This window comes from Flagellimonas aurea, from assembly GCF_017313785.1.
GTDB lineage: Bacteria > Bacteroidota > Bacteroidia > Flavobacteriales > Flavobacteriaceae > Flagellimonas > Flagellimonas aurea.
Genome location: NZ_JAFLNL010000007.1, coordinates 147,313 through 173,033, shown reverse-complemented (window position 1 = coordinate 173,033; position 25,721 = coordinate 147,313). Strand labels below are relative to the sequence as shown.

The following is a 25,721-nucleotide window of genomic DNA, read 5'->3' as shown; positions in this document are numbered from 1 at the left end:
GCCACAAAAATAGGAATTCCAATTTTCACAAATGCCATTGACAAAGAGCATCAAAAATTTTAACTCAAAATTGAGTAGGTAAAATCGTTTTCGTGTCCCAAAATTATTATTTTTGTTGTTGATGCAACAAAATAGAACTGAACAATAAAAAAATAGAGCCCATGGAAACATCTACAATCCCAAAAAAAGCAAACACATCCGAAGATTTTATGCCCATTAACGGTACCGACTATATTGAACTGTACGTTGGCAACTCCAAACAGGCCGCCCACTTTTACAAGACCGCTTTCGGATTCCAATCCTATGCGCAAGCAGGTCTGGAAACTGGCCTACGCGACCGAGAAAGTTATGTAGTAGTACAGGACAAAATCCGATTGGTGCTGACCTCCCCCCTTAAAAGTGGAACCGAAATCGGTAAACACATCGATAAGCACGGGGATGGCGTAAAAGTCGTAGCCCTTTGGGTAGATGATGCCACCATAGCTTATAACAATGCCATGGAACGCGGTGCCAAATCCTATATGGAGCCGAAAGTTGAAGAGGATAAGAATGGAAAAGTGGTACGCGCAGGAATCCATACCTACGGCGAGACCGTCCATATTTTTGTGGAACGCAAGGATTACAACGGAACATTCCTTCCTGGCTATAAAAAATGGGAAACCCCTGACTATAACCCAGAGCCTACTGGCTTAAAATTTGTTGACCACATGGTCGGCAACGTGGGGTGGAACAAAATGAACCATTGGGTAAAGTTTTATGAAGACGTGTTGGGATTCAAAAATATTCTTTCGTTTGATGACAAGGATATTTCCACCGAATACACCGCTTTGATGAGCAAAGTGATGAGCAACGGAAACGGACGCATCAAATTTCCGATCAATGAGCCAGCCGAAGGACAGAAAAAATCACAAGTAGAAGAATATTTGGATTTTTATGAAGACGAAGGCGTTCAGCACATTGCCGTTGCCACCGACGATATTATCCAAACCGTTCGCGACCTTAGAAGCAGAGGAGTCGAATTTCTACGTGTTCCAGCAACCTATTATGATGCGGTAACCGACCGTGTTGGTGAAATTGACGAGGATATTGCCCCATTGAAAGAATTGGGCATTTTGGTGGACCGCGATGATGAAGGGTATTTATTGCAAATTTTTACCAAACCCGTAGAACCGAGACCAACGATGTTCTTCGAAATTATCCAAAGAAAAGGTGCACAGTCGTTTGGAAAAGGTAACTTTAAAGCACTGTTCGAAGCCATAGAGCGTGAGCAAGAGCTTCGTGGCACATTGCACTGATAAATTGTAAATTGTAAGTGTTAAGTGTTACGTTCCGATTTGGAGCGTATCACTCAATACTTGTCACTAAAAATTAAAGCAATGCCTATCTATCATAAACTTGGGAAAATTCCGCAAAAAAGGCATACCCAATTCGAGAAACCGAACGGCGGGCTCTATTACGAGCAGCTTTTTGGGACTATCGGGTTCGATGGGATGTCCTCGCTTTCCTATCATGTTCACCGACCTACGCAGGTCAAGGAAATTGGGAAGGCCTTGGACGTGAGTCCGAAAATTGCCGTGGAAAAGAACATTACCAGTCGTAAGTTCATCGGTTTTGATGTGGCTCCAAAGGATGATTTTTTGGAATCGCGGGAACCTCTTTTGGTGAACAACGATGTTCATGTAGGCTTGGCGGCACCCAGAAAATCCGTTACGGACTATTTCTACAAAAATGCCGATGCCGACGAAATGCTCTTTATCCACAAAGGTTCGGGAACTTTAAAAACCTTTTTAGGGAATATTCCGTTTGAATATGGGGATTACCTCATCATTCCACGAGGGATGATCTATCAAATCGAATTTGATACGGAGGACAACCGCATTTTGTATGCCGAGTCCTTCCACCCCATCTATACCCCAAAGCGCTATCGAAACTGGTTCGGACAATTGTTGGAACACTCACCTTTCTGTGAGCGGGATTATAAATTGCCACAAGACCTTCAAACTTTTGATGAAAAAGGAGAGTTTTTGATGAAAATCAAAAAGCAGGGCATGTTGCACCAATTGGTCTATGCCTCACATCCTTTTGATGTAGTCGGTTGGGACGGTTACAATTATCCTTACGGATTTTCCATTCATAATTTTGAGCCCATAACGGGACGCATACATCAACCGCCACCAGTGCACCAAACATTTGAGACAGGTGCTTTTGTGGTGTGTTCCTTCTGCCCAAGACTTTATGATTATCACCCAAAATCCATTCCAGCACCCTACAATCACTCCAATATAGATTCGGATGAGGTATTGTACTACGTGGATGGTGATTTTATGAGCCGCACAGGCATTGGACCAGGGTATATTTCATTGCACCCTGCGGGTATTCCACACGGGCCACATCCTGGCACCTATGAAGCGAGTATTGGTAAAAAGGGTACGGAAGAATTGGCCGTGATGATCGATACCTTTAAACCATTGCAGGTTACGGAGAACGCCCTCAAAATTGATGATGGTAAGTATTATAAATCATGGTTGGAGTAGACTCTATTTATCAATGCCTTCTGTCATTTCGAGCGCAGTCGAGAAAAGAAGGCTTATGTATCGCTCTCGACTGCGCTCGAGCTGACAAATTCAATTTTAAATGATCATAGAAATACCTGAAAACTCAGATTTTTCGATTCACAATATTCCCTTTGGGATTTTTTCCACTAAAGACAGAAGCCCGCGAGTGGGTGTTGCCATAGGTGAACATATTTTGGATTTGGCCGCTGTGGCCGAGTTGGATGTGTTCGATTTTAACACAGCACTACTGGAAAAGGATACCTTGAATGATTTTATTTCCCTCGGGAAGGAAATCACAACGCGGGTCCGCAAAAAGATTCAGTATTGGTTAAAGGATGACGAGTCCGTTTTGGCGGGCAAGTCCGAACTTTTCGTAAAACAGTCGGAGGCACAAATGCACATGCCCGTCACAGTGGGAGACTACACTGATTTTTATTCCAGTTTGGAGCACGCCACCAATGTGGGCAAAATGTTCCGCGACCCCGAAAATGCCCTATTGCCCAATTGGAAACATATTCCCGTGGGGTATCACGGCAGGGCAAGTTCCATTGTTGTGAGCGGACAGCCCATCCATCGGCCCAAAGGACAAACGATGCCCAACGGTGCGGACTCCCCAGTTTTTGGTCCCACCAAACGGTTGGATTTTGAACTTGAGATGGGTTTTATCTGTGGAAAAGAAACCCAATTGGGCGAATCTGTCCCTACTAAAGATGCCGAGAATTATATTTTTGGATTGGTATTGTTCAACGATTGGTCGGCCAGAGATATTCAGAAATGGGAATATGTGCCGCTGGGACCATTTTTGGCCAAGAATTTTGCATCGTCCATTTCACCATGGGTGGTTACGTTGGAAGCTTTGGAGCCTTTCAGAACAAATGGCCCCAAACAAGAACCCGAAGTCCTCCCCTATCTAAAATATGAAGGTAAAAGGAATTATGACATCAATCTAGAAGTCGGTATCCAACCAGAAAACGGTGAAGAAACCACAGTTTGCTTTAGTAATTTTAAACATATGTACTGGAACATGGCCCAACAATTGGCGCATCATACGGTAAACGGTTGCAACATCAATATTGGGGATATGATGGCTTCTGGAACCATTTCAGGCAAAGAAGAAAACAGTTTTGGCTCCATGCTTGAATTATCTTGGGGAGGCTCTAAATCCATCCAATTGAAAGATGGCTCCGAACGAAAATTCATAGAAGATGGCGATACGGTAACGATGAGCGGTTACGCACAAAATGGCGATATTAGAGTCGGATTTGGCAAAGTGACCACAAAAGTGTTGCCTGCAATGTAATTTTGGTAATTGAGCGGGGCCGAAGCTACTTGGCTTTGGATATTATGTGACTTCGGCTCCGCTCAGTCACCATTTTAAAAACAATATCGATTCCTGCCCAAGCGCAGGAACAACAACGCAAAATCAATCTAAATGATAAAAACCTTAGACCCAACCACCATACCTCAACCCGAACTATATACTATCCTATCCACTGCTGTGGCACCAAGACCGATTTGCTTTGCCAGTACGGTAGATGCCGAAGGGAATGTAAATTTGAGTCCGTACAGTTTTTTCAATGTCTTCAGTTCCAATCCGCCCGTGATGGTATTTTCCCCAACTCGAAGCGGCAGGGATAACTCTTTAAAACATACCCATCAAAATGTGGTGGAAGTGCCCGAGGTGGTCATCAATGTAGTGAACCACAAAATGGCGGAGCAGATGTCGCTTTCCAGTACGGCATACGAGAAAGGCGTGAACGAATTTGTGAAAGCAGGTTTTACCGAAGTACCCAGTGTCAAAGTAAAACCGCCTCGCGTGGGCGAGGCTCCCGTATCCTTTGAGTGTACCGTTTTGGAAGTAGTGGAACTGGCCCAAACCCCAGGAGCAGGAAACTTGATCATTGCCCAAGTGGACATGATTCACATCAACGACGACTACTTGACGGATGATGTCCTAGACACTGAAAAATTGGACTTGGTGGGCCGTATGGGCGGCAACTGGTACATTCGAGCGATTAAAGAATCCCTTTTTGAGATTCCAAAGCCCATCCGTACCCATGGCATTGGCGTGGATGCTTTGCCCAAGGGCATTAGAGAAAGCGATGTGCTTACAGGAAACAATTTAGGGCGATTGGGAAATTTAGAGCAACTGCCTTCCCCACAAGACATTAAGACCATTGTTGAGGTCGCGGGAATACAAGATAAATCCAAAACCGAACTGCATACCTTGGCCAAACAGCTATTGGAAGATGGGAATACCGAAAAGGCGATGGCCTATTTATTGTTTGGGGAAAATATGTAGCGTAGAAATGTCCATTTTTGCTAAATATGGACATTTTATGTATTTTTGAAGAATCAATAATGGTTTGCCATGAATATCAGTTTCACAAAAAAACAGGAAGAATATATTGCCCAACAAGTTGCAACTGGCGAATATCAGAACAACAGCGAAGTTATTCGCGATGCTTTACGTTTGCATAAAGTGTATAGGGACAAGGTTATCAATGATCTTAGAAATGAGATTGAGAAAGGTTGGAATGCTCCTGACAGCCACAGAACAATGGAGCAAATCATTGCGGCAAAAAAGAATGGATGACAGCCAGCTATGTTCTATCCAAAGAAGCAGATAATGATATTGAGGATATTTTCGAATATGGCGAACTCAAATTCGGCGCTTCCCAAGCCATTGAATATTTAATCGGCATGAACAGTCACTTCGAAGTGATAGCCAAAAATCCCAATATTGGAATAGAAAGAAAGGAAATCAGGAATGAATTGTTCAGTTTCCCCTATAAATCACACGTAATATTCTATCGCAAGATGCGCGGATATGTACGTATCATTCGAGTATTATACGGAGGAAGGGATTTAATAAAAATCTTGACTTGATGTCAAATCAAAAAATGAAAAAAGACATAACATCCATTTTCAAACCTCATTTGGTACCCAAAGAGGTCTATAAAGGCGGAAAAAACATTCCACCGACGAATACAAAAATATACAAACTTTCCTCCAACGAAAATCCTTTGGGAGCATCGCCAAAGGCGGTTGCTGCGATGAAGGCTGCCTTGGACAAGATTGACATCTACCCCGACCAGACCGATATTCGTTTGTGTGAGGCCTTGGTCAAAGATTTTGATGGTCAGTTGAGTGCCGACCAGTTTTTGTGTGGCAATAGCGGGTCAGAGGTGATTGATATGCTGCTTCGCGCTTTTATCAACGAAGGGGACGAAGTGATTTTTTCCAACCCCTGCTTCCTGCCGTACGCTGTTTTTTCCAGATGGTATGGTGCCAAGCAAGTAGACATTCCTCTTTTGGCTCCCAACTACGAACTGAATGTGGAAGGCATTTTAAGCGCCATCACCGAGAAGACCAAGATCATTTTCCTGACCAGCCCCAATAATCCTACGGGAACCTATATTCCAAAATCGGTAATGGACGATTTTATCGCCCGTGTCCCAAAGAATATTGTAATAGTTTTTGATGAGGTGTACCGCCATTTTGCGGATGCCCCAGATTATGTGACCGCATTGCCGTATGTCTTGGAAGGACACAACGTTATCGGGCTGAACAGTTTTTCCAAAACCTATGGTCTCGCAGGACAACGAATCGGATACGGATACACGACGGCAACCATTGCCAACTACGTACGCTTGATACACAAACCCTTTTTATTGCCATTGACTTCCATTGAGGCGGCCATTGGCGCATTGAACGATACAGAATTCGTTGAGGAAACAGTACAAACTGTTTTGGAAGGCAGAAAATGCATTGCAAAGGCATTTGATGAACTGGGTATCAAATACTGGCCGAGTCAAGCCAACTTTTTTATCATTGACCCACCATTGCCCGAGATGGAATTCACGGACAAGATGATGGAGCAGGGCATTATGGTGCGACCTGTTTCGCAATTCGGTGCTCCTGGTAAGGTTAGGATCACCATTGGTGATACAGAGGCGAATGAAGCACTCGTTAGGGCATTCCACCGAATAATTCCTTAACGAATGTTGTTGTTTTCTTAACTACCTCCTAACTAACACAACAGTTGCTTCGCCATCAACAGCTTCCACATCAACAATCTGCACGGGACCGACAACAGTAAGTGTGTCTCCAGAGATACTATATGTAGATTCCCCTGTTCCACCATCTTCAGCATCAGTGGCGGTTAATGTATTACCATCAACGCTGTAAGTTCCGGAAGCAGTAACGGGGCCACCGCAAGTTATTGTAAACTCTGTTTCGGTAGCTTCAAAATTGATTTCGGTAGTTGCAGATGAATATTCTCCTTCAGCGGTAAAGGTTACCGCACCTGCAAAACATTCTATTTCATCCAGCAAATTATCAGATGAGGTTCCGTCACCATCCCAATCAACTGATTCTCCAAAATTTAATTCCACAATATCCCAAGTACCAACAATAGAATTGTTACCTGAGTCATCTCCATTATCGGATGAACAAGAAGCAAAAAGGATTGCTACCAATAAAAGTGTAAAAACATTCTTTATCATGAGATTTGTTTTAAACGTTATCGTTAAAACGAGCAATTCATTATTGTAGTATTTTTACTACTTAATATTTATCACAAAACAAACCGATAGGTAGCCTTCAGCAGGAAGATATTCTGTGGTTTTTGACCAAAAATGTTATCTCCCAAGCTGGATAGCAGTCCATTTGTAGGGTCACCATTTCTTGACACATCCTGAGACCAGACCAAAAATATTTCCGAGCCTGGAATATACTCCCATCGTATCACCAAGTTGGAACGAAACTGCACAAAGGAAAAATCGGGGTTATCAAAACTAAAATCGGTGACTCCGTCCAAATCTTCATCAATGGCATAGGTTCCATCCGATAAAGTAGTTTGTTCTGCCGAATATTGTACAAATCTATCCTCAAAGACCTTGGCCACAGGATCGGTGATGTGTTTAAAATTGGAATATCTCCCCCTCGAAATAAAAGGCTGTCCCCAATATTGAATGGTCAGGTTGGGATTGATGGTATAGTTCAGTCGAACGGACATACTCAACGTTCGTTGATCTATTTTTCCATTCAAATATCTTGGCGAACCATTCACATCATCAAAATTGTCTATGAACTGGAGTTTATCGTGATTGATATCCAAAGAAGGGAATACGGAAATCCGCAATGCATTAATGGGCTGGTACGCAAACCCTCCTTCCATATAATAGTTCTTTATGGAATTGTCCAAGGCTCTTCGTCCATTATGGAAAAAGGAAAAACGTAATTTTTTCCTGTAATCGGTGCTGATGTTGTTCCAAAAGCTCACCCATGGAGATTGTCGCAATCTAGGACCGCCCCGTAATGCGAAGTTGGAATACTCAATCGGCGCAAAATTGAACCCGATATTGGTCTGGTAGTTGTTCTTCCAGTTTTGCCAACTATTGGTATTGAATTGCAGGTAATTGTGGTTGCCCTGAAAATCCCATGCTGTCCAATGGTTATAGTTGATGCCCACACGCCTAAAAGTACTGTCTGGCTTTAAGGTTTGGTATCCTATCCAAGTATAATGGCGAACATCGTCGGCCTGACGTTGAAACCCGATATCGTTAAGTTCCAGTTCGGGAGAACGCCATGTGGCGCCCGACTCAAATTTCCAGTGGCCGTTGCCCACCTTGCCCAATTGCACATTTCCTCCAGTACCCGTAAGCGATGTCCTTGTAGTATCCACGGCAACATGGGCCGCGCCCACCCTATTGAACAAGTGCGTAATGGATTGTTGGGTATTGGTAATGGCCTCCTCACTACCTCGAACATGGCTCATGGTAATATTACCACCAACATACCAGTCCCGATTGGCCCATTGATGTTTAAAATCCAGTCCGCCCGTGTACGCGGCATCATGAAGAAAGTTGAGCTGTTCAGGAATCTGCTCCCTATTTGTTGCTGTAAAAATGCCCCCGATATAGGAATTCCTTTCATTGAAATCCTTTTGCAATCTTCCTACAAAATAATTGGTCAAGGGCTCTACCATTTCTTTTCGAGTCCCGCCTTCATCATTTATTATAGTAGCGGTTCGTTGGGCGGTCACACTTTCGAGCATCCCAATGGCCCATCCATCTTTGGTCTTGCCACTGAACTTGGCTGCACCAATAATCGGGGTATTGTCGGGTTGGTCCACAAACTCGCCATCTGCGGTGTCTGGATATCCCTGTGGGCTTCTGCCTATCCTACGGGAATAGAATATATTGTCCGAGCCAAAGGTGTTCCCTGCTTCGGACTGGGACACCCTAAAATCAAAGATGTTCTTGTTCTCCACAAAAAACGGGCGCCGTTCCTGAAAAAATATCTGGAATCCATCCAACGCAATAGCAGATGGGTCTGCATCCACTTGACCAAAATCTGGGTTGACGGTCAAATCCAAGGTAAGGTCATTGGTGATTCCAATCTTGGCATCGAGCCCAGCAGTAATGTTACTTTCGCTTCCGTCCCTAAAGGGATTTCCTTCCTCCGCTTCGTAGGTTTCGGTCTTTGCAACGGTGTAAGGCTGAATCTCCAATTGTTTTTGAGGTTCAATGTTCTGTAGCCCGTGCAGTTCGCCAAACTCGCTGACCCAACCGGGCTGGTCCACCGGTTTACGCTGCCAAAGGGAGCGTTCCTCGTTCCTGAAAAAACGTCTGGTGGATTGCAGGCCCCAAACCTGTTCTTCGGCACTACTAAATTTTAATTGACTCAAGGGAATACGCAGTTCAGCCGTCCAACCCTCATCGTCAATATTTACTTTGGCGTACCAAATGGGGTTCCAACTTTCGTCCCAATTATTTCCATTGTTTGATATGAACTCATCTCCCTTAACACCTGCAGCCGTAATGGTAAAAGAGAAGGCAGTACGTTTATCAAAATAACTGTCAATGTTGAATTCCACCCAGTCCCCATCAAATCCGTCCCTTCGGGATAAACGCTTCACAATTTTATCAGGCTCGTCATCAAAACACCGCACACCTATGTATAAGTTCTTGCTATCGTAAAGTATTTTGAATTGGGTTTGATGTGATGGCGGAGTATTCTCATCGGGCTGCCACTCAATATAGTCCCCGCCCCATTCAACTAGGTTCCATACCTCGTCTTCCAATATACCATTAATAGTGGGCGCCGCATACTCGCCCAAAGATTGGGTAGTATACTTTTTTTTGATAATGACTTCAGTGGAATCTTGTGCTTGAGATGAAAAAATAAAGAATAGGGTCAGGAAAACCAGAGCTGCGTTTCTCACGTGTTCGTTTTTTGATTGATTGACACGATAAAGACCTAGGAAATTGTATAGAGTTACAGTACAAATTATTTTTAACTCTTTTTAACATTTTACCGATCTATCTTTTGACCGATTTTTATGCTTTAATATTGAATTTGAAAAAAGTGAAAAAATATTCCCAATCAACCGTTTGTAATTCAATCTAATAATTGTACATTTGCAGCCCGTTAATCGGGATAGGTTATTTAAATCAATAATATTCGAGAAGTGGATACATTAAGTTATAAAACTATTTCCGCCAATAAATCTACTGTTGACAAGCAATGGTTATTGGTTGATGCTGAAGGACAGACCTTAGGAAGATTGGCGTCTAAAGTAGCCAAAATACTTAGAGGGAAATATAAGACCAACTTTACCCCTCATGTTGATTGTGGGGACAATGTAATTGTCATCAATGCCGAGAAAATCGACATGACCGGAAACAAGTGGGACGATAAGGAATATCAAAGATACACAGGTTATCCAGGTGGACAACGTTCCGCTTCTGCGAAAGAAGTATTGGAAAAGCATCCTGAGCGCATCATTGAGAACTCTGTAAAAGGAATGCTTCCAAAGAACAAACTTGGAGCTGAACTTTTCAGAAACCTTAAGGTATATGCCGGTGCAGAGCACGGACAAGAAGCGCAAAAACCAAAAGCAATAAACTTAAACGACTACAAATAATGGAAGTGGTTCATAAGATAGGCAGAAGAAAAACAGCTGTGGCCAGAGTTTACGTTTCCGAAGGTTCTGGAAACATTACAGTAAACAAAAGAAATCTTAACGATTATTTTACCACAGGTACATTGCAATATAAAGTAAAACAACCTTTTACTTTAACCGAGACCGAAGGAAACTACGACGTAAAAGTAAATGTTTACGGTGGTGGTATCACTGGTCAAGCAGAAGCCGTACGTTTGGCCTTGTCCAGAGCAATGTGCGAAATTGATATCGAAAACAGGGGAATCCTTAAACCAGAGGGTTTGTTGACAAGGGATCCAAGAATGGTGGAAAGAAAGAAATTCGGTCAAAAGAAAGCCCGTAAGAAATTCCAATTCTCCAAACGTTAATATACATTGGGTGTTTCGACACACAATTATAGATAAGTTCATTGAAAACCCTGAAAATATCCAAATTTCAGGGTTAAATTTTTAATCAAAGTTGTCGTTGTTCCAAAAGGGATAAAATTATCGACTTTTTGGAAACTAGTTTAGCATCTAAATGGGCAGGGCGAACAAAATTTGTGACCACCTGCACATTGCTACTTACAACGGAACGTAAACTAAGTACAAAAAATGGCAAGTAAAATTGAAGTAAAAGACTTACTGGAAGCAGGTGTGCATTTTGGACACCTTACTAGAAAGTGGAACCCGAACATGGCGCCCTACATCTACATGGAGCGTAACGGGATTCACGTAATCAACCTTTACAAAACGGTTGCAAAACTTGAGGAAGCCAACGAGGCCCTTAAGAAAATTGCTGCATCAGGAAGAAAAATCCTTTTCGTAGCCACAAAAAAACAAGCAAAAGATATTGTTGCGGACAAAGTATCCAAAGTAAACATGCCTTACATCACAGAAAGATGGCCAGGTGGTATGTTGACCAACTTTGTGACCATTCGTAAAGCCGTTAAAAAAATGGCTTCTATCGACCGCATGAAGAAGGACGGTACTTTCAACACCCTTTCTAAAAAGGAAAGATTACAAGTTGATCGTCTTCGTGCCAAGTTGGACAAAAACTTGGGTTCAATCGCGGATATGACCCGTTTGCCAGGTGCACTTTTTATCGTGGATACCATGCGTGAGCACATTGCGGTAAAAGAAGCCCAAAAATTGAACATCCCGATTTTTGCAATGGTGGATACCAACTCCGACCCTCGTGATGTTGATTACGCAATTCCATCCAACGACGATGCAGGTAAATCCATCGAAGCTATCTTGGAATCCGTAACCAGTGCAGTAGCCGAAGGTTTGGAAGAGCGAAAGAGCGAAAAAGGTAGTGGAAAAGACAAAGACGAGGACGCACCCAAAAAGGAGAAAAAATCCTCTGAAGAAAAATCAGCCAAAAAAGCTGAAGCCGCTCCTAAAAAAGAAGCTAAAGCAGACGACCTTACCAAAATTGAAGGTATAGGACCTAAAGCTGCCGAGGCTTTAGTAGAAAGTGGAATCACTACTTACGCTGAATTGGCAAAAGCTGACGCTGACGACATCAAAGAAACTTTGACAGAAGCTAGCTCAACTTTGGCTCACCTAGACCCAACATCTTGGCCAAAACAAGCAAAAATGGCTGCCGATGGTGAGTGGGATGAGCTTAAAGAATGGCAAGACAGCGTAAAAGGTGGAGTTGAATAAACCCATTGATTTAACATTGTCCTAAACAAAAACACTTTTTTAGTGTTTTACTTTACATAAAATTTTAAAAGAAAAGAAAAATGGCAAAGATTACTGCCGCAGAGGTAAATAATTTAAGAAAGGCTACTGGAGCTGGTATGATGGATTGTAAAAAAGCTTTGGTCGAAGCAGATGGTGATTTTGACCAAGCCATTGAAATCCTAAGAAAACAAGGTCAAAAAGTTGCTGCTAAAAGAGCTGACAGAGAATCTTCCGAAGGTGCTGCCATCGCAAAAGTGAACGATGACAATACACAAGGAGTAGTAATCTCCCTTAACTGTGAGACCGACTTCGTTGCCAAGAACGATAGCTTTGTAAAACTTGCAAACGATTTGGCCGATTTGGCCCTTGGTTTTGACAGTAAAGACGATTTCCTAGCTGCTTCCTTCAATGGAATGACAGTTTCCGAAAAATTGACAGAGCAAACAGGTGTTATCGGTGAAAAAATAGAAATCGGAAGCTTTGACAAGTTGAACGCTCCGTTCGTTGGTTCATACATCCACGCTGGGAACAAAATCGCTACATTGGTAGGATTGTCCGCCAATGTTGATGGTGCTGCTGAAGCTGCAAAGGACGTAGCTATGCAAGCTGCTGCAATGAACCCAGTTGCACTTAACGAAGAAGGTGTAGACCAATCCATCATTGATAAGGAAATTGAAATCGCTAAAGATCAATTGCGTCAAGAAGGAAAACCAGAAGCTATGTTGGACAACATCGCAAAAGGTAAATTGAACCGTTTCTTTAAAGACAACACTTTGGTGAACCAAGCTTTCATTAAAGACAGCAAGCAAAGTGTAGCAGAATACGTTAAATCTGTAGATTCCAGTTTGGAAGTTACAGGTTTCACAAGAGTTGCCCTTGGCTAATTCACCAGTAGAATAAATATAAAAAACCGCTTCCCTTCCGAAGCGGTTTTTTTATGCCCAGATCTAACCTGCAATTCTTCATTTGCCATAAATATTTTTGATTATTTTTGTCCGGACTTCAAGAAACTCTCAATGCATTACAAAAGAATTTTATTAAAACTAAGTGGGGAAGCCCTTATGGGCGAACAGCAATACGGTATAGACGCCAAGCGATTGGACGAATATGCCGAAGAAATACAAGCTGTAATCGAAAAGGGTGTTGAAGTCGCCATAGTTATAGGTGGCGGTAATATTTTCAGGGGTCTCGCCGGCGCAAGCCAAGGGATGGACCGCGTTCAGGGCGACCATATGGGAATGCTTGCCACGGTAATCAACGGTCTTGCCCTACAAAGCGCTTTGGAACTCAAGGGAGTTCAGACCCGATTACAATCTGCCATCAAAATCAATGAGGTGGCCGAACCTTTTATCAGAAGAAGAGCTATTCGTCACCTAGAAAAAGGCAGAGTGGTCATTTTTGGTGGCGGAACCGGAAACCCCTACTTCACTACGGACTCGGCCGCTGTTTTAAGGGCCATCGAAATAAAAGCCGACGTCATCTTAAAAGGTACCCGCGTGGATGGTATTTACACCTCCGACCCCGAAAAAGATAAGAATGCCACTAAGTTTGACTCCATTTCCTTTAACGAAGTGCTTTCCAAAGGACTCAAGGTTATGGACACCACAGCATTTACACTAAGCCAGGAAAACGAACTGCCCATTGTAGTGTTCGACATGAACACTCAAGGCAACTTAATGAAAATAGTATCCGGAGAAAATATAGGAACAGTGGTCAACGTATAGGTTGGCATATACTTTGGTTTCAATTTTATAAATTTGAAAGTTATGGACGAAGAAGTAAAATTTATTCTTGATAGCACAAAAGAAAGCATGGAAGCAAGCATTGAACACTTGCAAAAGGCATTGACCAAGATTAGGGCCGGTAAAGCAAGCCCCATCATGCTTTCTACGGTAATGGTAGACTATTATGGTTCGCAGACACCACTTTCCCAAGTATCCAACATCAATACTCCCGATGCGCGCACACTGTCGGTTCAACCATGGGAAAAAAACCTGTTGGGTGAAATAGAGACCGCCATCATGAATGCTAATTTGGGGTTCAACCCAATGAACAATGGGGAAACCATAATCATTAACGTTCCACCATTAACGGAAGAGCGAAGGATACAATTGGCAAAGCAGGCAAAAGGCGAGGCCGAGGATGCCAAAGTAAGTATACGAAGCGCTAGACAAGAGGCAAATAAAGAATTGAAAGCGCTGGATATTTCCGAAGACCTTCTGAACAACGCCGAGGTAGATGTCCAGGAACTAACCAACAAATACATCGACAGGGTCGACGCTATCCTCACTGCTAAAGAAGCGGAGATCATGAAGGTATAAAACTTGGATTTTGACCAGCTACTTTCCTAGGAACACAGCATATCATTTTCTACCTTTGCGGCCAACAAAACCCAAATGGTAGCAAAGCTCACTAAAGGATTTTGGCCCAAGGTCGCTGGCATTATACTCCGCAATAGAATCCTGATTCTTTTGACGGTTATCGGCATTACCGTTTTTTTGGCCATGCAATGGAAAAACATGCAGTTTTCCAATACAGAAGCCAATATTCTGCCAGACGACCATCCAGCTAGTATTCAATACAACGCTTTTACCAAAATCTTTGGTGAAGAAGGCAATGCTATTGTTCTTGCCATTAGGGATTCCGCCCTATTCACACCAAAAAACTTTAACCGTTGGAATACATTGAGCAAACAGCTTGATGCATTTCCTGAGGTTGATTATGTGATTTCCCTAGAGAACTTAAAGGAACTCATTAAAGATAATGAGACCCAGACCTTCTCCATGGAACCTTTGATTTCCCGTGCTCCAAAGACCAAGCAGGAAATCGACTCCCTTACCAACCACCTGTTCAAAGAACTTCCGTTTTACGATAACTTAGTGTACAATCCTGAAAGCGGAACTATACAGACCATTGTTTATCTGGATAAGGACATTATGAACACTGCGGTAAGAAACGAGTTTATCTTGAACGACCTTGCCGAACTCGTGGAAGACTTTGAACAAGAAACCCAGATGGATGTTCGCATTTCCGGGATGCCCTATATCCGTACTTGGAACACCAAATCCATTATTGATGAAATCGGATTGTTCATAGTAGGTGCACTTTTGGTTACATCCCTTATATTTTTCTTTTTCTTTAGGAGTTTCAGGGCAACCTTTATCTCCATGTGCGTAGTCATTATTGGGGTGATGTGGGCCTTTGGAATACTCGGTCTTTTAAGGTACGAGATAACTATACTAACGGCACTCATTCCACCTCTGATCATTGTAATCGGTATTCCCAATTGTATCTTCTTGATCAATAAATATCAGCAAGAAGTCAAAAAGCACGGAAACCAGGCATTATCGTTGCAACGGGTTATATCCAAGATCGGCAACGCCACCCTAATGACCAATATTACCACAGCTTCAGGTTTCGCTACATTTATCATTTTGGACAGCGACCTTCTCAAGGAATTTGGTATCGTAGCCTCCATTAATATTGTTGGGATTTTTATCCTATCCCTATTGATCATCCCGATTATTTACAGTTTTATGCCGCTTCCCAAAACGAAGCATCTCAAACACTTGAACAAAAAGTGGATGGATTACTTTGTGAACTGGATGGAAAACATTGTTAGAAACCATCGAATTGCAGTTTACATCACCACCGTTGCTGTTTTGGTCTTGAGCATTATTGGCATTTACCAGATGCGCATCACGGGAAGTAGGATTGAGGATTTGCCCAAGAACAGTCATTTCTACAAGGATATCCAATTTTTTGAAGCAGAGTTTGACGGCATCATGCCCATGGAAATTGTAGTGGATACCAAACGAAAAAATGGAGTGGTGAAGCCAGCGACCTTAAAACGTATGGACCGTTTGGGAACCGTTATAGACGAAATACCGGAACTATCAAGACCAATCTCTATAGTTGACCTGGTAAAATATTCCAAGCAGGCGTACTACAACGGTATTCCAAAATACTATCAGCTCCCTACCAGCCAAGAGAATACCTTCATCATGAGTGCTGTTCAAAAGTCATCTACAGGTGGGGCCGACCTTTTACAAAGCTTTGTGGACAGCACAGGGCAAACTGCCCGTTTGACCACCTATATGCGCGATGTAAAAATCGATCGCATGGAGGAAATCGAAAAAGATGTGCAACAAGCCATCACAAAGGAATTCCCAGACGAGAGGTACAACGTTTTTATGACGGGTAAAGCTTTATTGTTCCTAAAAGGGACTAAATATTTGGTAAAAAACCTATTATTGTCGCTTGCACTGGCCATAGGCTTGATTTCCCTTTTTATGGCCTACCTGTTCCGATCATTTAGAATGGTCATCATATCCTTGGTGCCCAACCTATTGCCATTGGTCATAACAGCCGGCCTCATGGGTTATTTGGGAGTACCCATAAAACCATCTACCATCTTGGTGTTCAGTATCGCTTTTGGGATTTCCGTGGACGACACGATCCACTTTCTGGCAAAATACCGACAGGAACTCACAGCAAATCGTTGGCACATCAAACGGTCCGTGTACGCGGCCTTGCGTGAGACGGGAGTGAGCATGTTCTACACCTCCATTGTGCTGTTCTTTGGGTTTTCTGTATTTATCATCTCAAGTTTTGGGGGCACCAAAGCGTTGGGAGGACTGGTATCGGCCACCTTGCTCTTTGCCATGCTTTCCAATTTGATTCTGTTACCTTCCTTGTTATTGTCTTTGGAACGAAGCATTGCCAACAAGCAAGTGCTCAAAAAACCTCAAATCGACATATTGCCCCAGGACGAGGACAACCCCAAGGAAAAATAGTGTTTACAACCGGCATAAATTAGGCCAATCCATTGCCATCATTTTTTATCAAAAACCTATCTTTACCAACTAAATCACCATAGTTTTAGAATGATGTCTTATTCCATAAAAGAATTGCTAGAAAAGCAACCCGTAGGAGATTCCGTTGAAGTAAATGGATGGGTAAAAACATTTAGAAGTAACCGATTTATCGCCCTTAACGATGGTTCCACCATACATAATATCCAATGTGTAGTCGATTTTGAAAATCTGGACGAAGCATTGCTCAAAAAGATTTCAACCGGGGCCGCCCTAAAAGTAACAGGGACTTTGGAAGAAAGTCAAGGCCGTGGGCAGAGTGTGGAAATTCAGGCAACTGACATATTTGTTCACGGAACGGCAGACCCGGAGACCTATCCTATCCAACCAAAAAAACACTCGTTGGAGTTTTTAAGGGAGAAGGCTCACCTTCGGGTAAGGACCAATACCTTTTCTGCCGTAATGCGTGTGAGGTCGGTACTTTCATTTGCTGTTCACAGCTACTTTCAGCAAAATGGATTCTACTATATGCATGCCCCTATTATTACAGGTTCGGATGCTGAAGGCGCTGGTGAAATGTTCCGGGTGTCCACCTTGGATGCCAAAAAACCACCATTGACTGATTCTGGTGAAGTGGATTACTCAGAGGACTTTTTTGGAAAGGAGACCAACCTTACCGTATCGGGACAGTTGGAAGCTGAAACCTATGCCATGGGACTTGGCAAGGTCTATACTTTTGGACCTACATTTAGGGCAGAGAACTCCAATACATCCCGCCACCTGGCGGAATTCTGGATGATAGAACCTGAAATGGCTTTCTATGATCTTGATGCCAATATGGATCTTGCAGAAGATTTTATCAAATACATTATTCAATATGTACTGGACCATTGCCAGGATGATCTTGAATTCTTGGAAAAACGCCTATTGGACGAAGAAAAGGCCAAACCGCAGAACGAACGCTCGGAGATGGCCCTTATCGAGAAGTTGAAATTCGTTGTAGAGAACAACTTTAAAAGGGTATCTTACACCGAAGCCATTGATATATTGAAGAACAGTAAGCCCAACAAAAAGAAAAAATTCCAATTCCCTATTGATGAATGGGGTGCGGACCTACAAAGTGAGCACGAACGTTTCTTGGTGGAAAAGCACTTTAAATGTCCGGTAATCCTTTTTGATTACCCTGCGAACATCAAGGCTTTTTACATGCGATTGAACGAGGACGGCAAGACCGTACGCGCCATGGACGTACTTTTCCCCGGTATTGGCGAGATTGTAGGAGGCTCACAAAGAGAAGAACGTTTGGATGTGCTGGAACAAAAAATAAAGGAACTCGACATAGACGCCAAAGAACTTTGGTGGTACCTTGACCTTAGAAAATTTGGTACTGCCGTACACAGTGGATTTGGACTAGGATTTGAGCGTATGGTTCAATTTGCCACAGGAATGGGCAACATTAGAGATGTAATCCCCTACCCTAGAACACCGCAGAACGCCGAGTTTTAATTTGATTTTATTATTTTAAGAAGGTAAGATTGTAAATCATCAATCCGTATGCTGAAACAACATCTACAGTTTAAACTTTCCCAAAAACTGTCTCCACAGCAGATTCAGCTCATGAAACTTATTCAATTGCCCACACAGGCTTTTGAACAAAGATTAAAACAAGAGCTGGAGGAAAATCCTGCATTGGAGAGCGGAAAAGAGGAAAATGATGCTCTGGATGATATGTATGAGGATACGTATGATGAATCGGATGATAATGAAAGTATCGATACGGAGGAAATCAATATTGATGACTACCTAAGTGATGATGAAATACCAGATTACAGAACCCAAGCCAACAATTACAGTGCCGACGATGAGGACAAAAGGGTGCCTTATGCCGCTGGCACGTCCTTTACGCAATATTTGCTCAACCAGCTCAATACCGTCTATCTGGATGACCAAGAATGGGCTATTGCCGAATTTTTGGTGGGCAGTGTGGACGAAAGCGGCTACATACGCCGACCACTTCCAGATATAATGGACGACCTTGCCTTTACACAAAACATTTACGTAGAGGAAGATAAAATAAAACAGGTTCTAAAAATCGTTCAAGACCTAGACCCTCCGGGGGTTGCTGCCCGTTCATTGGATGAGTGCCTCATCATACAATTGAAGCGCAAGGAGCCAAAGCCTTCTGTTGAACTTGCCATCAATATACTTGAGCGTTCTTTCGAATATTTTACAAAAAAGCATTATTCCAAGCTCATTCAAAAACACCACGTTTCAGAAGAAGAGCTTAAGGAAGCAATTTCTGAAATAGAAAAATTGAATCCAAAGCCGGGAGGGTCGTATTCAGGAAATACCCGGATGATAGAGCATATTGTTCCCGATTTTTCCATTAAGATCGTGGACGGTGAACTGGAACTCAGCCTTAATGGGAGAAACGCCCCAGAGCTACACGTGTCCAAAGAGTACAGTAATATGCTGGAGGGCTATAAAAACGCCAAGGAAAAGTCCAAATCCCAGAAGGACACCGTCATGTTCATCAAACAGAAATTGGATGCCGCCAAATGGTTCATAGACGCCATCAGGCAGCGCCAACAGACACTGTACATTACCATGAGCACCATCATGGAATATCAAAAAGAGTACTTTATGACGGGGGACGAGCGCAAGTTGCGTCCCATGATCCTAAAGGATATAGCTGATAAAATAGACATGGACGTATCCACCGTATCAAGGGTGGCCAACAGTAAATATGTGGACACTCCTTATGGTACCAAACTGATAAAGGATTTCTTTTCAGAGGCCATGAAAAATGAGCAGGGAGAGGATGTATCTACAAGGGAAATCAAAAAGATTTTGGAGACCGTTATTCGCGATGAGGAAAAGAAGAAACCTCTTACTGATGCAAAATTGGCCAAGATTCTAAAAGAAAAAGGGTATCCTATTGCCCGACGAACCGTAGCCAAATACCGGGAACAGCTAGATATTCCAGTGGCAAGGCTACGAAAAGAAATATAATGCGCCACGTATACAACATTATATCTTACCTATTCCATCCGTTGTTCATACCGATTGGAGGAACTATAGTGTATTTTTTGGTGGCTCCTTACAGCACTTTAGAGACCCAAAGTGGGAACATACTCCCCATTTTTATACTAACGGTGATTATTCCGATTATTTTTTTTCTGATCTTGAAAAATCTCGGTGTAATCAATTCCATATTTTTACCGACCATTCAAGAACGCAAATATCCGCTCTATATTAGCTGCATTATCTTTTTGATGATATTGTACAAGGTAATACCCAATAATTACGTACACGAGCTCTTTTATTACTTTACCGGGCTCTTAACGGCTACCACGGCTACCATTGTCCTGTTGTTTTTTCGGTTCAAGACCAGTATGCACCTTTTAGGGATGGGAAGTATTCTGACCTTTATGGTAGCGCTGAGCATTCATTTTGAAATTAATATTACCATCGCCATTAGTTTGTTTACCTTATTTACCGGAATGGTAGCTACATCCAGATTATACCTAAATGCCCATACAAAAAATGAGCTATTGATTGGTTTTATGCTAGGATGCTGCTCCCAACTTATTATTCTCAAATACTGGCTATAGAATATAAAAGGTGAGTCCGACCCGTAGAACTCTTAAATCGATGGATTCACCTGCAATTGAAACCCCTTCTTTCAACAAAGGATTTAAACTATAATAAGCATGGATGTTCCATGTATTATATCCAAAATTCAGCATAAGGCCGTACTGTAGTGTATTAATGTCATCATTTGAGAAGGAAACATTTCCCTCATCAGCAACCAATTTGGATCTCCCAGAAAACACATACCCCAATTTGGCTCCTGCATATATTCTCCAAAACTTATATTCTGTTGCTGTAGATGTACGCCACCTAACCTCTAGAGGAAATTCTATCGCATGTGTTTCCAACTTACTACGGTTAAAGTTCTCATCATCTACAATCTGATAAGTCCTTACATCACCGTCCTCTGTAACCCCCATATTGGAATAGTAGGAATTAGCGGCGTAGCCCAAACCAACACCAAATCCAAAGTTTCTCCTTTTGTTGAGCGGAATATCCTTGATAAAACCAAGTTGCAGATTATAGGAAAGGTTACGCTGGTCGAGTGCATCAGGACTATTCAACAGCACGTTATATCCAACACCTATATAAAACTGGTCTTCCAGATAACTGTTATCCACGGGTTGTACCTGTGTGCTATCTGTAGCTGATTGGCCCAAAACAAAACAAGAGCACAACATGCAAAGTGAAATAATCGAAATCTTGTAAAACAACTGAATCATGTGACAATTTAAAACAAAAAACGCCCCAAATTAAAAATTTGGAGCGTTTCCCACTAAATCTAAGCTATTGCCTACTGTAGATTGTTAAAAGCATCTCCCTCATAAGTGGTATAATTCACTTTAAGGGCATTTACTTCTCTCAATTGTTGCTTAATGTCGGTAATAAGGCCCATATTGGCCTCTTTATCAACCTTCAAAGCAGTAGTCAATACATTTTGAAGTTCTTGCGGTTTCTTTGCACGTTCTGCCAAAATAAATGAACCTACTTCGTCCACATTGGCAAATTTATCATTCAATTGGATTTTTGGCTCTGTACCAAAAACCTTTTGATATTCTTGAGTAGGTGTCCCTACATAAATATAAATAACGCGATCCTTCTTCTCGAGCTTCTTTATTTCAGATGCATTTGGAAGGGTGTTTGCAACCATTAAAGAACTATCCTTCATCGTGGTCACTGTCATAAAGAAGAAAAGTAGCATAAAAACGATATCTGGCAACGAAGCTGTTGACACCGCTGGTAAATCTCCTTCCTTCTTTTTGGTAAACTTAGCCATATTAAATATAGTTTTTAATCGGTTGTTGTTTCTGCCTCTGAAAGCTTCTGTGGAAACATCTCTTGGATACGTTTCACTTTGTCTTTCAGGTCATCTCTCACGTTTGATGGAGTCTCTGGATCCAAATATTTTGATTCCATAGTTGTAAAGTCCTGTCCATACAAACGCTGTGCTTCACGGTTACGCAAGTCGTTATACGCACCTACTAACTCGTTCTGAACAGTAATATACGTACTATACTTGGTCTCCCTGTCGTTCTTCAATGAAATAATCGCTTTTGTCGGGTTATCTGATGAAGAAGGATCCTTCTTACCTTTACAATAAGTACAAGATCCATCGGCACCGTTTTCCAAAAAGGCGGTGGCGGCTTCTCTCAAATCCTCAATTTCCATCAAATTATCCTCAACCAAAAGCTGTCCATTCCTGTTGATGTTAACAGTAAAAATATTCTTCTGCTTAATCACAACATCTTGCTCTGGCGGCTCAATCGGCGGCAACATACGATCCAAACCTGCGTCAGTTTCTATGGTGGTGGTCACCAAGAAAAAGATCAGCAGAAGGAATGCAATATCCGCCATGGAACCGGCATTTACTTCCGGCGCACCTTTTCTTCTAGGCATAATTCAATTTTTACTTTACAAACATTCTTTTCAAACCTGGTACTATCATCAGAACTACCGCAATAAGGGTTAGGATGAAAAATACGTTCAATCCCATTCCAATGTTTTTCACAGTTCCTTCCGTGGTTTCAATACCTCTTTCGGACATTGTTTCAACCACAGCCATATTGTCCGAAGAAATCCCATAAGATATAGCTACGATGATAGCTAACCCGCCAATGGCGAAAAGGGCTTTCTTGACACTTCCTTTTGTGGTGAACAATTTTGCCAACCCGAACACTACTGAAGTAATCACAGCAATAGCCAAAAGGATATACATAATAATGAACATGAAGTTCATCGCGCCACTGTTAATGGCATTTGGATCATCGGCAGACGGAAGAGAGAACCAAAGTACGGCCGCTACCAATCCGATGACGATGAGCAATATTTTTACTATTTTATTCATGATTCTCGATAGTTTTTAATTCGTAATTATTTCTTGTGGGCAGCCAACATATCAATCAAAGCGATTGAGCTGTCTTCCATATCGTTTACGATACTATCGATTTTAGCAATAATGTAGTTGTAGAAAATCTGAAGGATAATCGCCGTGATCAAACCGAATACGGTTGTCAATAACGCTACCTGGATATCTCCTGCAATCAAAGATGCACTCAGGTTACCTACTGCTGCAATTTTCTGGAAGGCCGCGATCATACCGATTACCGTACCCATGAACCCAAGCATTGGAGCAATAGCGATAAACAAAGACAACCAAGAAACGTTTTTCTCCAATTGTCCCATTTGAACACCACCGTAAGCCACAACAGCTTTTTCAGCAGACTCAAGTCCTTCATCTACTCTATCCAAACCTTGATAGTAGATAGAAGCAACTGGTCCTTTTGTGTTTCTACAAACCTCTTTGGCTGCCTCAACACCACCAGAAGCCAAAGCGTCCTCAACTTGTTGCTTCAATTTGGTAGAGTTGGTAGTTGCCAAATTCAAATAAATAATTCTTTCGATGGCAACAGCCAATCCCAAGATCAAACAAAGAAGTACAATTCCCATGAAGGCAGGACCCCCTTGGATAAATTGCTCTTTCAATACTTGGGTGAAGCTAGCGCTGGCTTCAGCTTCTTCTTGTAACATTGCTGCAGATGCAGTTGTTGTTCCCATCACAAACATTCCAGCAGCAGCCAGAGTAAAGGATATTTTTTTCATTTTACTTAAACTTAAATTTAGTTAGTTAATAATATAAAGATATAAAAATTTTACAATTGAAAAATTAAAATACCTAGCAGAGAGGAAGGGATTCGAACCCTCGATACACTTTTGGTGTATACACACTTTCCAGGCGTGCGCCTTCGACCACTCGGCCACCTCTCTATTGTTCCATTTAGGCCGACCAATAAACGAAAAAATTATTAGTTATAGAAATTTGATGCGTTAATTTTACACCATCTCACCACGAAGGGGCGTCTCAAAAATTGTCTTGAACAATTTGTCGGGAACCCCCGTCCCTAATAGGTACATCGCTTTTGTTATGGCAGCCTCAGTTGTAATATCCTTGCCGTTAACCAGTTGCATCTCCTTCAGTTTTTCACTGGTTTCGTAATGCCCCATAGAAACACTGCCGCCAGAGCATTGGGTAACGTTGATCATGTGCAATCCATTTTCCACGGCTTTTTTTATCGCATTCAAAAACCATTCGTCCATTGGAGCGTTTCCAGCACCATAGGTTTCTAGTATCAATGCCTTTAAATCGGGAATATTCAGCACCGATTGCAGTACATTTTGATTGATTCCGGGGAAAAGTTTCAAAATCGCAACCCGATCATCCATCTTTTTATGTACTTGGAGCGACTTATTTTTGGTCACCTTTTTTATCAAATAGTTGTCGTGGACATTTAAATGGACACCGGACTCCACTAAGGGAGGATAGTTTAAGGAATTGAAAGCTTCAAAATGTTCCGCATTTATTTTGGTGGTCCTGTTGCCACGATAGAGCTTATATTCGAAATATAGACCGACCTCGCGTATAATGGGTTTCCCCTTTTTCTGAAGGGCGGCTATCTCGATGGACGTGATCAGGTTCTCCTTGGCATCTGTACGTAGATCCCCAATAGGCAATTGCGATCCAGTAAAAATTACCGGCTTCTCCAAATTCTCGAGCATAAAGCTAAGTGCCGACGCAGAGTAACTCATCGTATCGCTACCATGAAGCACCACAAAACCATCATTTTCCTCGTAGTGCTCTTCAATTATGGAAGCAATCTGTGCCCAATAACCGGGGTTCATGTTCGATGAATCGATGGGATCACTGAAAGAGACACCCCTTAGGTTACAATCCAATTGCTTCAGCTCGGGAATATTTTTCACCAGTTCCTCAAAATTGAACGCCTTGAGCGCACCGGTTTTATAGTCCTTCACCATACCAATGGTTCCTCCCGTATAGATCAGTAATATGTTGGTCTTCTTTTTCATAGATCAGATTCCAAATATTTCTTTGGAGTTTTCTGTGGTGATTGCAGCGATTTCTTCTTCTGGCATACCATACATGGATGATAGTTTTTCCAATACCTTGATAATGTACGAGCTTTCGTTCCGTTTTCCACGATAGGGTGCCGGTGCCAAATATGGTGCATCGGTTTCCAGAACAATATGCTTCAGGTCGATTTGGTCCAAGAACTGATCTATTTTACCATTTTTAAAGGTGGCCACTCCTCCAATGCCCAGCTTCATGTCGTATGATATAGCCTGATGCGCCTGTTCCAAGCTCCCCGTAAAACAGTGAAAAATCCCAAAGAGACCCTCTCCTTTTTCCTGTTCCAAGACCTCGAACACCTCATCAAAGGCATCACGGCAATGAATCACTATGGGCAACTGATGCTTTCTCGCCAACCGAATCTGATGGGCAAAGGCCTCCTGCTGCTCTTTTAAAAAGGTCTTGTCCCAATACAGGTCCACCCCTATTTCGCCCACGGCGTAAAACTTTTTCTTATCCAACCACTCTTCTACGTGGGCCAGTTCGTCTTTATAGTTTTCCTTGACATGAGTAGGGTGAAGTCCCATCATCAAAAACACGTTGTCCGGATAATCGGATTCCAAATCCAACATGGATTGGGTATAGGTTGAATCGATAGCAGGGATAAAAAAGCGTTCCACCCCGGCATCAAGGGCCCGCTGCATCATCTCATCTCTATCCTCGTCAAAGGCTTCACTATATAAATGGGTGTGGGTATCGGTTATGATCATTCTA

The 25,721-nt window shown here is 42.3% G+C and carries 26 protein-coding genes and 1 tRNA gene; 17 read left to right on the top strand and 10 right to left on the bottom strand.

The features are described from left to right. Positions 1–161 precede the first annotated feature (161 nt). From hppD to J0656_RS13270, 7 genes are all read left to right on the top strand, one after another. A complete protein-coding gene (hppD, locus tag J0656_RS13300; protein ID WP_207034709.1) occupies positions 162–1,295 on the top strand; it encodes a 4-hydroxyphenylpyruvate dioxygenase in 1,134 nt (377 codons plus the stop codon). Positions 1,296–1,376: 81 nt separating this feature from the next. Continuing rightward, on the top strand, positions 1,377–2,534 hold the full coding sequence (locus J0656_RS13295; RefSeq protein WP_207034708.1) for a homogentisate 1,2-dioxygenase: 1,158 nt from the start codon (positions 1,377–1,379) through the stop codon (positions 2,532–2,534). A gap of 100 nt (positions 2,535–2,634) precedes the next feature. Next, positions 2,635–3,855 carry a fumarylacetoacetase gene (gene fahA / locus J0656_RS13290; RefSeq protein ID WP_207034706.1) on the top strand — a complete coding sequence of 407 codons (1,221 nt, stop codon included), beginning with the start codon at positions 2,635–2,637 and terminating at the stop codon, positions 3,853–3,855. 132 nt (positions 3,856–3,987) lie between these two features. Then, the gene (locus J0656_RS13285; RefSeq protein WP_207034704.1) at positions 3,988–4,857 is read left to right on the top strand and encodes a flavin reductase family protein; all 870 of its coding nucleotides are present in this window, start codon (positions 3,988–3,990) and stop codon (positions 4,855–4,857) included. A 69-nt stretch (positions 4,858–4,926) separates the two neighbouring features. Then, the gene (locus tag J0656_RS13280) at positions 4,927–5,151 is read left to right on the top strand and encodes a type II toxin-antitoxin system ParD family antitoxin (protein ID WP_207034701.1); all 225 of its coding nucleotides are present in this window, start codon (positions 4,927–4,929) and stop codon (positions 5,149–5,151) included. After that, entirely contained in the window at positions 5,148–5,444 is a 297-nt protein-coding gene (locus J0656_RS13275; protein WP_207034699.1) for a type II toxin-antitoxin system RelE/ParE family toxin, read from the top strand. The genes J0656_RS13280 and J0656_RS13275 overlap by 4 nt, the downstream gene beginning before the upstream one ends. A gap of 14 nt (positions 5,445–5,458) precedes the next feature. Then, positions 5,459–6,556, top strand: a complete 1,098-nt coding sequence (locus tag J0656_RS13270; RefSeq protein ID WP_207034697.1) for a pyridoxal phosphate-dependent aminotransferase — start codon at positions 5,459–5,461, stop codon at positions 6,554–6,556. 21 nt (positions 6,557–6,577) lie between these two features. Here J0656_RS13270 and J0656_RS13265 read toward each other — a convergent pair whose 3' ends face one another. Together J0656_RS13265 and J0656_RS13260 are read right to left on the bottom strand one after the other, a co-directional pair. Then, a complete protein-coding gene (locus J0656_RS13265; RefSeq protein WP_207034695.1) occupies positions 6,578–7,063 on the bottom strand; it encodes a lipocalin family protein in 486 nt (161 codons plus the stop codon). A 71-nt stretch (positions 7,064–7,134) separates the two neighbouring features. Then, positions 7,135–9,786, bottom strand: a complete 2,652-nt coding sequence (locus tag J0656_RS13260; protein ID WP_207034693.1) for a DUF5916 domain-containing protein — start codon at positions 9,784–9,786, stop codon at positions 7,135–7,137. Between the two features lie 246 nt (positions 9,787–10,032). On the opposite strand from J0656_RS13260, the gene rplM reads away from it, so the two are divergent. From rplM to J0656_RS13210, 10 genes are all read left to right on the top strand, one after another. Then, the gene (rplM, locus tag J0656_RS13255) at positions 10,033–10,488 is read left to right on the top strand and encodes a 50S ribosomal protein L13 (RefSeq protein WP_207034691.1); all 456 of its coding nucleotides are present in this window, start codon (positions 10,033–10,035) and stop codon (positions 10,486–10,488) included. Further along, positions 10,488–10,874, top strand: a complete 387-nt coding sequence (gene rpsI / locus J0656_RS13250) for a 30S ribosomal protein S9 (RefSeq protein WP_207034689.1) — start codon at positions 10,488–10,490, stop codon at positions 10,872–10,874. Before rplM ends, rpsI begins: the two co-directional genes overlap by 1 nt. A 225-nt stretch (positions 10,875–11,099) precedes the next feature. Next, complete coding sequence (rpsB, locus tag J0656_RS13245; RefSeq protein ID WP_207034687.1) at positions 11,100–12,155, top strand: 30S ribosomal protein S2; 1,056 nt, start codon at positions 11,100–11,102, stop codon at positions 12,153–12,155. Between the two features lie 80 nt (positions 12,156–12,235). Continuing rightward, complete coding sequence (gene tsf, locus J0656_RS13240; RefSeq protein WP_207034685.1) at positions 12,236–13,060, top strand: translation elongation factor Ts; 825 nt, start codon at positions 12,236–12,238, stop codon at positions 13,058–13,060. A gap of 132 nt (positions 13,061–13,192) precedes the next feature. Then, complete coding sequence (gene pyrH, locus J0656_RS13235; RefSeq protein WP_207034683.1) at positions 13,193–13,900, top strand: UMP kinase; 708 nt, start codon at positions 13,193–13,195, stop codon at positions 13,898–13,900. 42 nt (positions 13,901–13,942) lie between these two features. Next, complete coding sequence (gene frr, locus J0656_RS13230; RefSeq protein WP_207034681.1) at positions 13,943–14,497, top strand: ribosome recycling factor; 555 nt, start codon at positions 13,943–13,945, stop codon at positions 14,495–14,497. A gap of 75 nt (positions 14,498–14,572) precedes the next feature. Continuing rightward, the gene (locus tag J0656_RS13225) at positions 14,573–16,972 is read left to right on the top strand and encodes an efflux RND transporter permease subunit (RefSeq protein WP_207034679.1); all 2,400 of its coding nucleotides are present in this window, start codon (positions 14,573–14,575) and stop codon (positions 16,970–16,972) included. Positions 16,973–17,062: 90 nt separating this feature from the next. Then, entirely contained in the window at positions 17,063–18,496 is a 1,434-nt protein-coding gene (asnS, locus tag J0656_RS13220; protein ID WP_207034677.1) for an asparagine--tRNA ligase, read from the top strand. Positions 18,497–18,544: 48 nt separating this feature from the next. After that, positions 18,545–20,002: an RNA polymerase factor sigma-54 gene (gene rpoN, locus J0656_RS13215; protein WP_207034676.1), complete on the top strand. Its 1,458-nt coding sequence runs from the start codon at positions 18,545–18,547 to the stop codon at positions 20,000–20,002. Further along, positions 20,002–20,604 carry a hypothetical protein gene (locus J0656_RS13210; protein WP_207034673.1) on the top strand — a complete coding sequence of 201 codons (603 nt, stop codon included), beginning with the start codon at positions 20,002–20,004 and terminating at the stop codon, positions 20,602–20,604. The genes rpoN and J0656_RS13210 overlap by 1 nt, the downstream gene beginning before the upstream one ends. Here the strand turns inward: J0656_RS13210 and J0656_RS13205 are convergent. The 8 genes from J0656_RS13205 to J0656_RS13170 all read right to left on the bottom strand — a co-directional run bounded on the left by J0656_RS13205 (position 20,599) and on the right by J0656_RS13170 (position 25,717). Next, on the bottom strand, positions 20,599–21,306 hold the full coding sequence (locus J0656_RS13205) for a porin family protein (protein ID WP_207034671.1): 708 nt from the start codon (positions 21,304–21,306) through the stop codon (positions 20,599–20,601). The genes J0656_RS13210 and J0656_RS13205 overlap by 6 nt on opposite strands. Positions 21,307–21,377: 71 nt before the next feature. Continuing rightward, complete coding sequence (locus tag J0656_RS13200; RefSeq protein ID WP_108246352.1) at positions 21,378–21,860, bottom strand: ExbD/TolR family protein; 483 nt, start codon at positions 21,858–21,860, stop codon at positions 21,378–21,380. A 14-nt stretch (positions 21,861–21,874) separates the two neighbouring features. Beyond that, positions 21,875–22,480, bottom strand: a complete 606-nt coding sequence (locus tag J0656_RS13195) for an ExbD/TolR family protein (RefSeq protein ID WP_207034669.1) — start codon at positions 22,478–22,480, stop codon at positions 21,875–21,877. Between the two features lie 10 nt (positions 22,481–22,490). Further along, positions 22,491–22,928 (bottom strand): hypothetical protein, encoded by a 438-nt coding sequence (locus J0656_RS13190; protein WP_207034667.1) that lies wholly within the window; start codon positions 22,926–22,928, stop codon positions 22,491–22,493. A 26-nt stretch (positions 22,929–22,954) separates the two neighbouring features. Then, complete coding sequence (locus J0656_RS13185) at positions 22,955–23,683, bottom strand: MotA/TolQ/ExbB proton channel family protein (protein WP_108246355.1); 729 nt, start codon at positions 23,681–23,683, stop codon at positions 22,955–22,957. 77 nt (positions 23,684–23,760) lie between these two features. Continuing rightward, positions 23,761–23,848, bottom strand: a tRNA-Ser gene (locus J0656_RS13180). Positions 23,849–23,914: 66 nt separating this feature from the next. Next, positions 23,915–24,946, bottom strand: a complete 1,032-nt coding sequence (locus J0656_RS13175) for an asparaginase (RefSeq protein WP_207034665.1) — start codon at positions 24,944–24,946, stop codon at positions 23,915–23,917. Positions 24,947–24,949: 3 nt separating this feature from the next. Next, positions 24,950–25,717, bottom strand: a complete 768-nt coding sequence (locus tag J0656_RS13170; protein ID WP_207034663.1) for a TatD family hydrolase — start codon at positions 25,715–25,717, stop codon at positions 24,950–24,952. Between the last annotated feature and the right edge of the window lie 4 nt (positions 25,718–25,721).

What these genes read in the sequence shown, in the direction of transcription:
- hppD (WP_207034709.1), top strand. Translation starts at nt 162, where the DNA reads ATGGAAACATCTACAATCCCAAAAAAAGCAAACACATCCGAAGATTTT.
- J0656_RS13295 (WP_207034708.1), top strand. Translation starts at nt 1,377, where the DNA reads ATGCCTATCTATCATAAACTTGGGAAAATTCCGCAAAAAAGGCATACC.
- fahA (WP_207034706.1), top strand. Translation starts at nt 2,635, where the DNA reads ATGATCATAGAAATACCTGAAAACTCAGATTTTTCGATTCACAATATT.
- J0656_RS13285 (WP_207034704.1), top strand. Translation starts at nt 3,988, where the DNA reads ATGATAAAAACCTTAGACCCAACCACCATACCTCAACCCGAACTATAT.
- J0656_RS13280 (WP_207034701.1), top strand. Translation starts at nt 4,927, where the DNA reads ATGAATATCAGTTTCACAAAAAAACAGGAAGAATATATTGCCCAACAA.
- J0656_RS13275 (WP_207034699.1), top strand. Translation starts at nt 5,148, where the DNA reads ATGACAGCCAGCTATGTTCTATCCAAAGAAGCAGATAATGATATTGAG.
- J0656_RS13270 (WP_207034697.1), top strand. Translation starts at nt 5,459, where the DNA reads ATGAAAAAAGACATAACATCCATTTTCAAACCTCATTTGGTACCCAAA.
- J0656_RS13265 (WP_207034695.1), bottom strand. Translation starts at nt 7,063, where the DNA reads ATGATAAAGAATGTTTTTACACTTTTATTGGTAGCAATCCTTTTTGCT.
- rpsI (WP_207034689.1), top strand. Translation starts at nt 10,488, where the DNA reads ATGGAAGTGGTTCATAAGATAGGCAGAAGAAAAACAGCTGTGGCCAGA.
- rpsB (WP_207034687.1), top strand. Translation starts at nt 11,100, where the DNA reads ATGGCAAGTAAAATTGAAGTAAAAGACTTACTGGAAGCAGGTGTGCAT.
- tsf (WP_207034685.1), top strand. Translation starts at nt 12,236, where the DNA reads ATGGCAAAGATTACTGCCGCAGAGGTAAATAATTTAAGAAAGGCTACT.
- pyrH (WP_207034683.1), top strand. Translation starts at nt 13,193, where the DNA reads ATGCATTACAAAAGAATTTTATTAAAACTAAGTGGGGAAGCCCTTATG.
- frr (WP_207034681.1), top strand. Translation starts at nt 13,943, where the DNA reads ATGGACGAAGAAGTAAAATTTATTCTTGATAGCACAAAAGAAAGCATG.
- J0656_RS13225 (WP_207034679.1), top strand. Translation starts at nt 14,573, where the DNA reads ATGGTAGCAAAGCTCACTAAAGGATTTTGGCCCAAGGTCGCTGGCATT.
- asnS (WP_207034677.1), top strand. Translation starts at nt 17,063, where the DNA reads ATGATGTCTTATTCCATAAAAGAATTGCTAGAAAAGCAACCCGTAGGA.
- rpoN (WP_207034676.1), top strand. Translation starts at nt 18,545, where the DNA reads ATGCTGAAACAACATCTACAGTTTAAACTTTCCCAAAAACTGTCTCCA.
- J0656_RS13210 (WP_207034673.1), top strand. Translation starts at nt 20,002, where the DNA reads ATGCGCCACGTATACAACATTATATCTTACCTATTCCATCCGTTGTTC.
- J0656_RS13205 (WP_207034671.1), bottom strand. Translation starts at nt 21,306, where the DNA reads ATGATTCAGTTGTTTTACAAGATTTCGATTATTTCACTTTGCATGTTG.
- J0656_RS13200 (WP_108246352.1), bottom strand. Translation starts at nt 21,860, where the DNA reads ATGGCTAAGTTTACCAAAAAGAAGGAAGGAGATTTACCAGCGGTGTCA.
- J0656_RS13195 (WP_207034669.1), bottom strand. Translation starts at nt 22,480, where the DNA reads ATGCCTAGAAGAAAAGGTGCGCCGGAAGTAAATGCCGGTTCCATGGCG.
- J0656_RS13190 (WP_207034667.1), bottom strand. Translation starts at nt 22,928, where the DNA reads ATGAATAAAATAGTAAAAATATTGCTCATCGTCATCGGATTGGTAGCG.
- J0656_RS13185 (WP_108246355.1), bottom strand. Translation starts at nt 23,683, where the DNA reads ATGAAAAAAATATCCTTTACTCTGGCTGCTGCTGGAATGTTTGTGATG.
- J0656_RS13175 (WP_207034665.1), bottom strand. Translation starts at nt 24,946, where the DNA reads ATGAAAAAGAAGACCAACATATTACTGATCTATACGGGAGGAACCATT.
- J0656_RS13170 (WP_207034663.1), bottom strand. Translation starts at nt 25,717, where the DNA reads ATGATCATAACCGATACCCACACCCATTTATATAGTGAAGCCTTTGAC.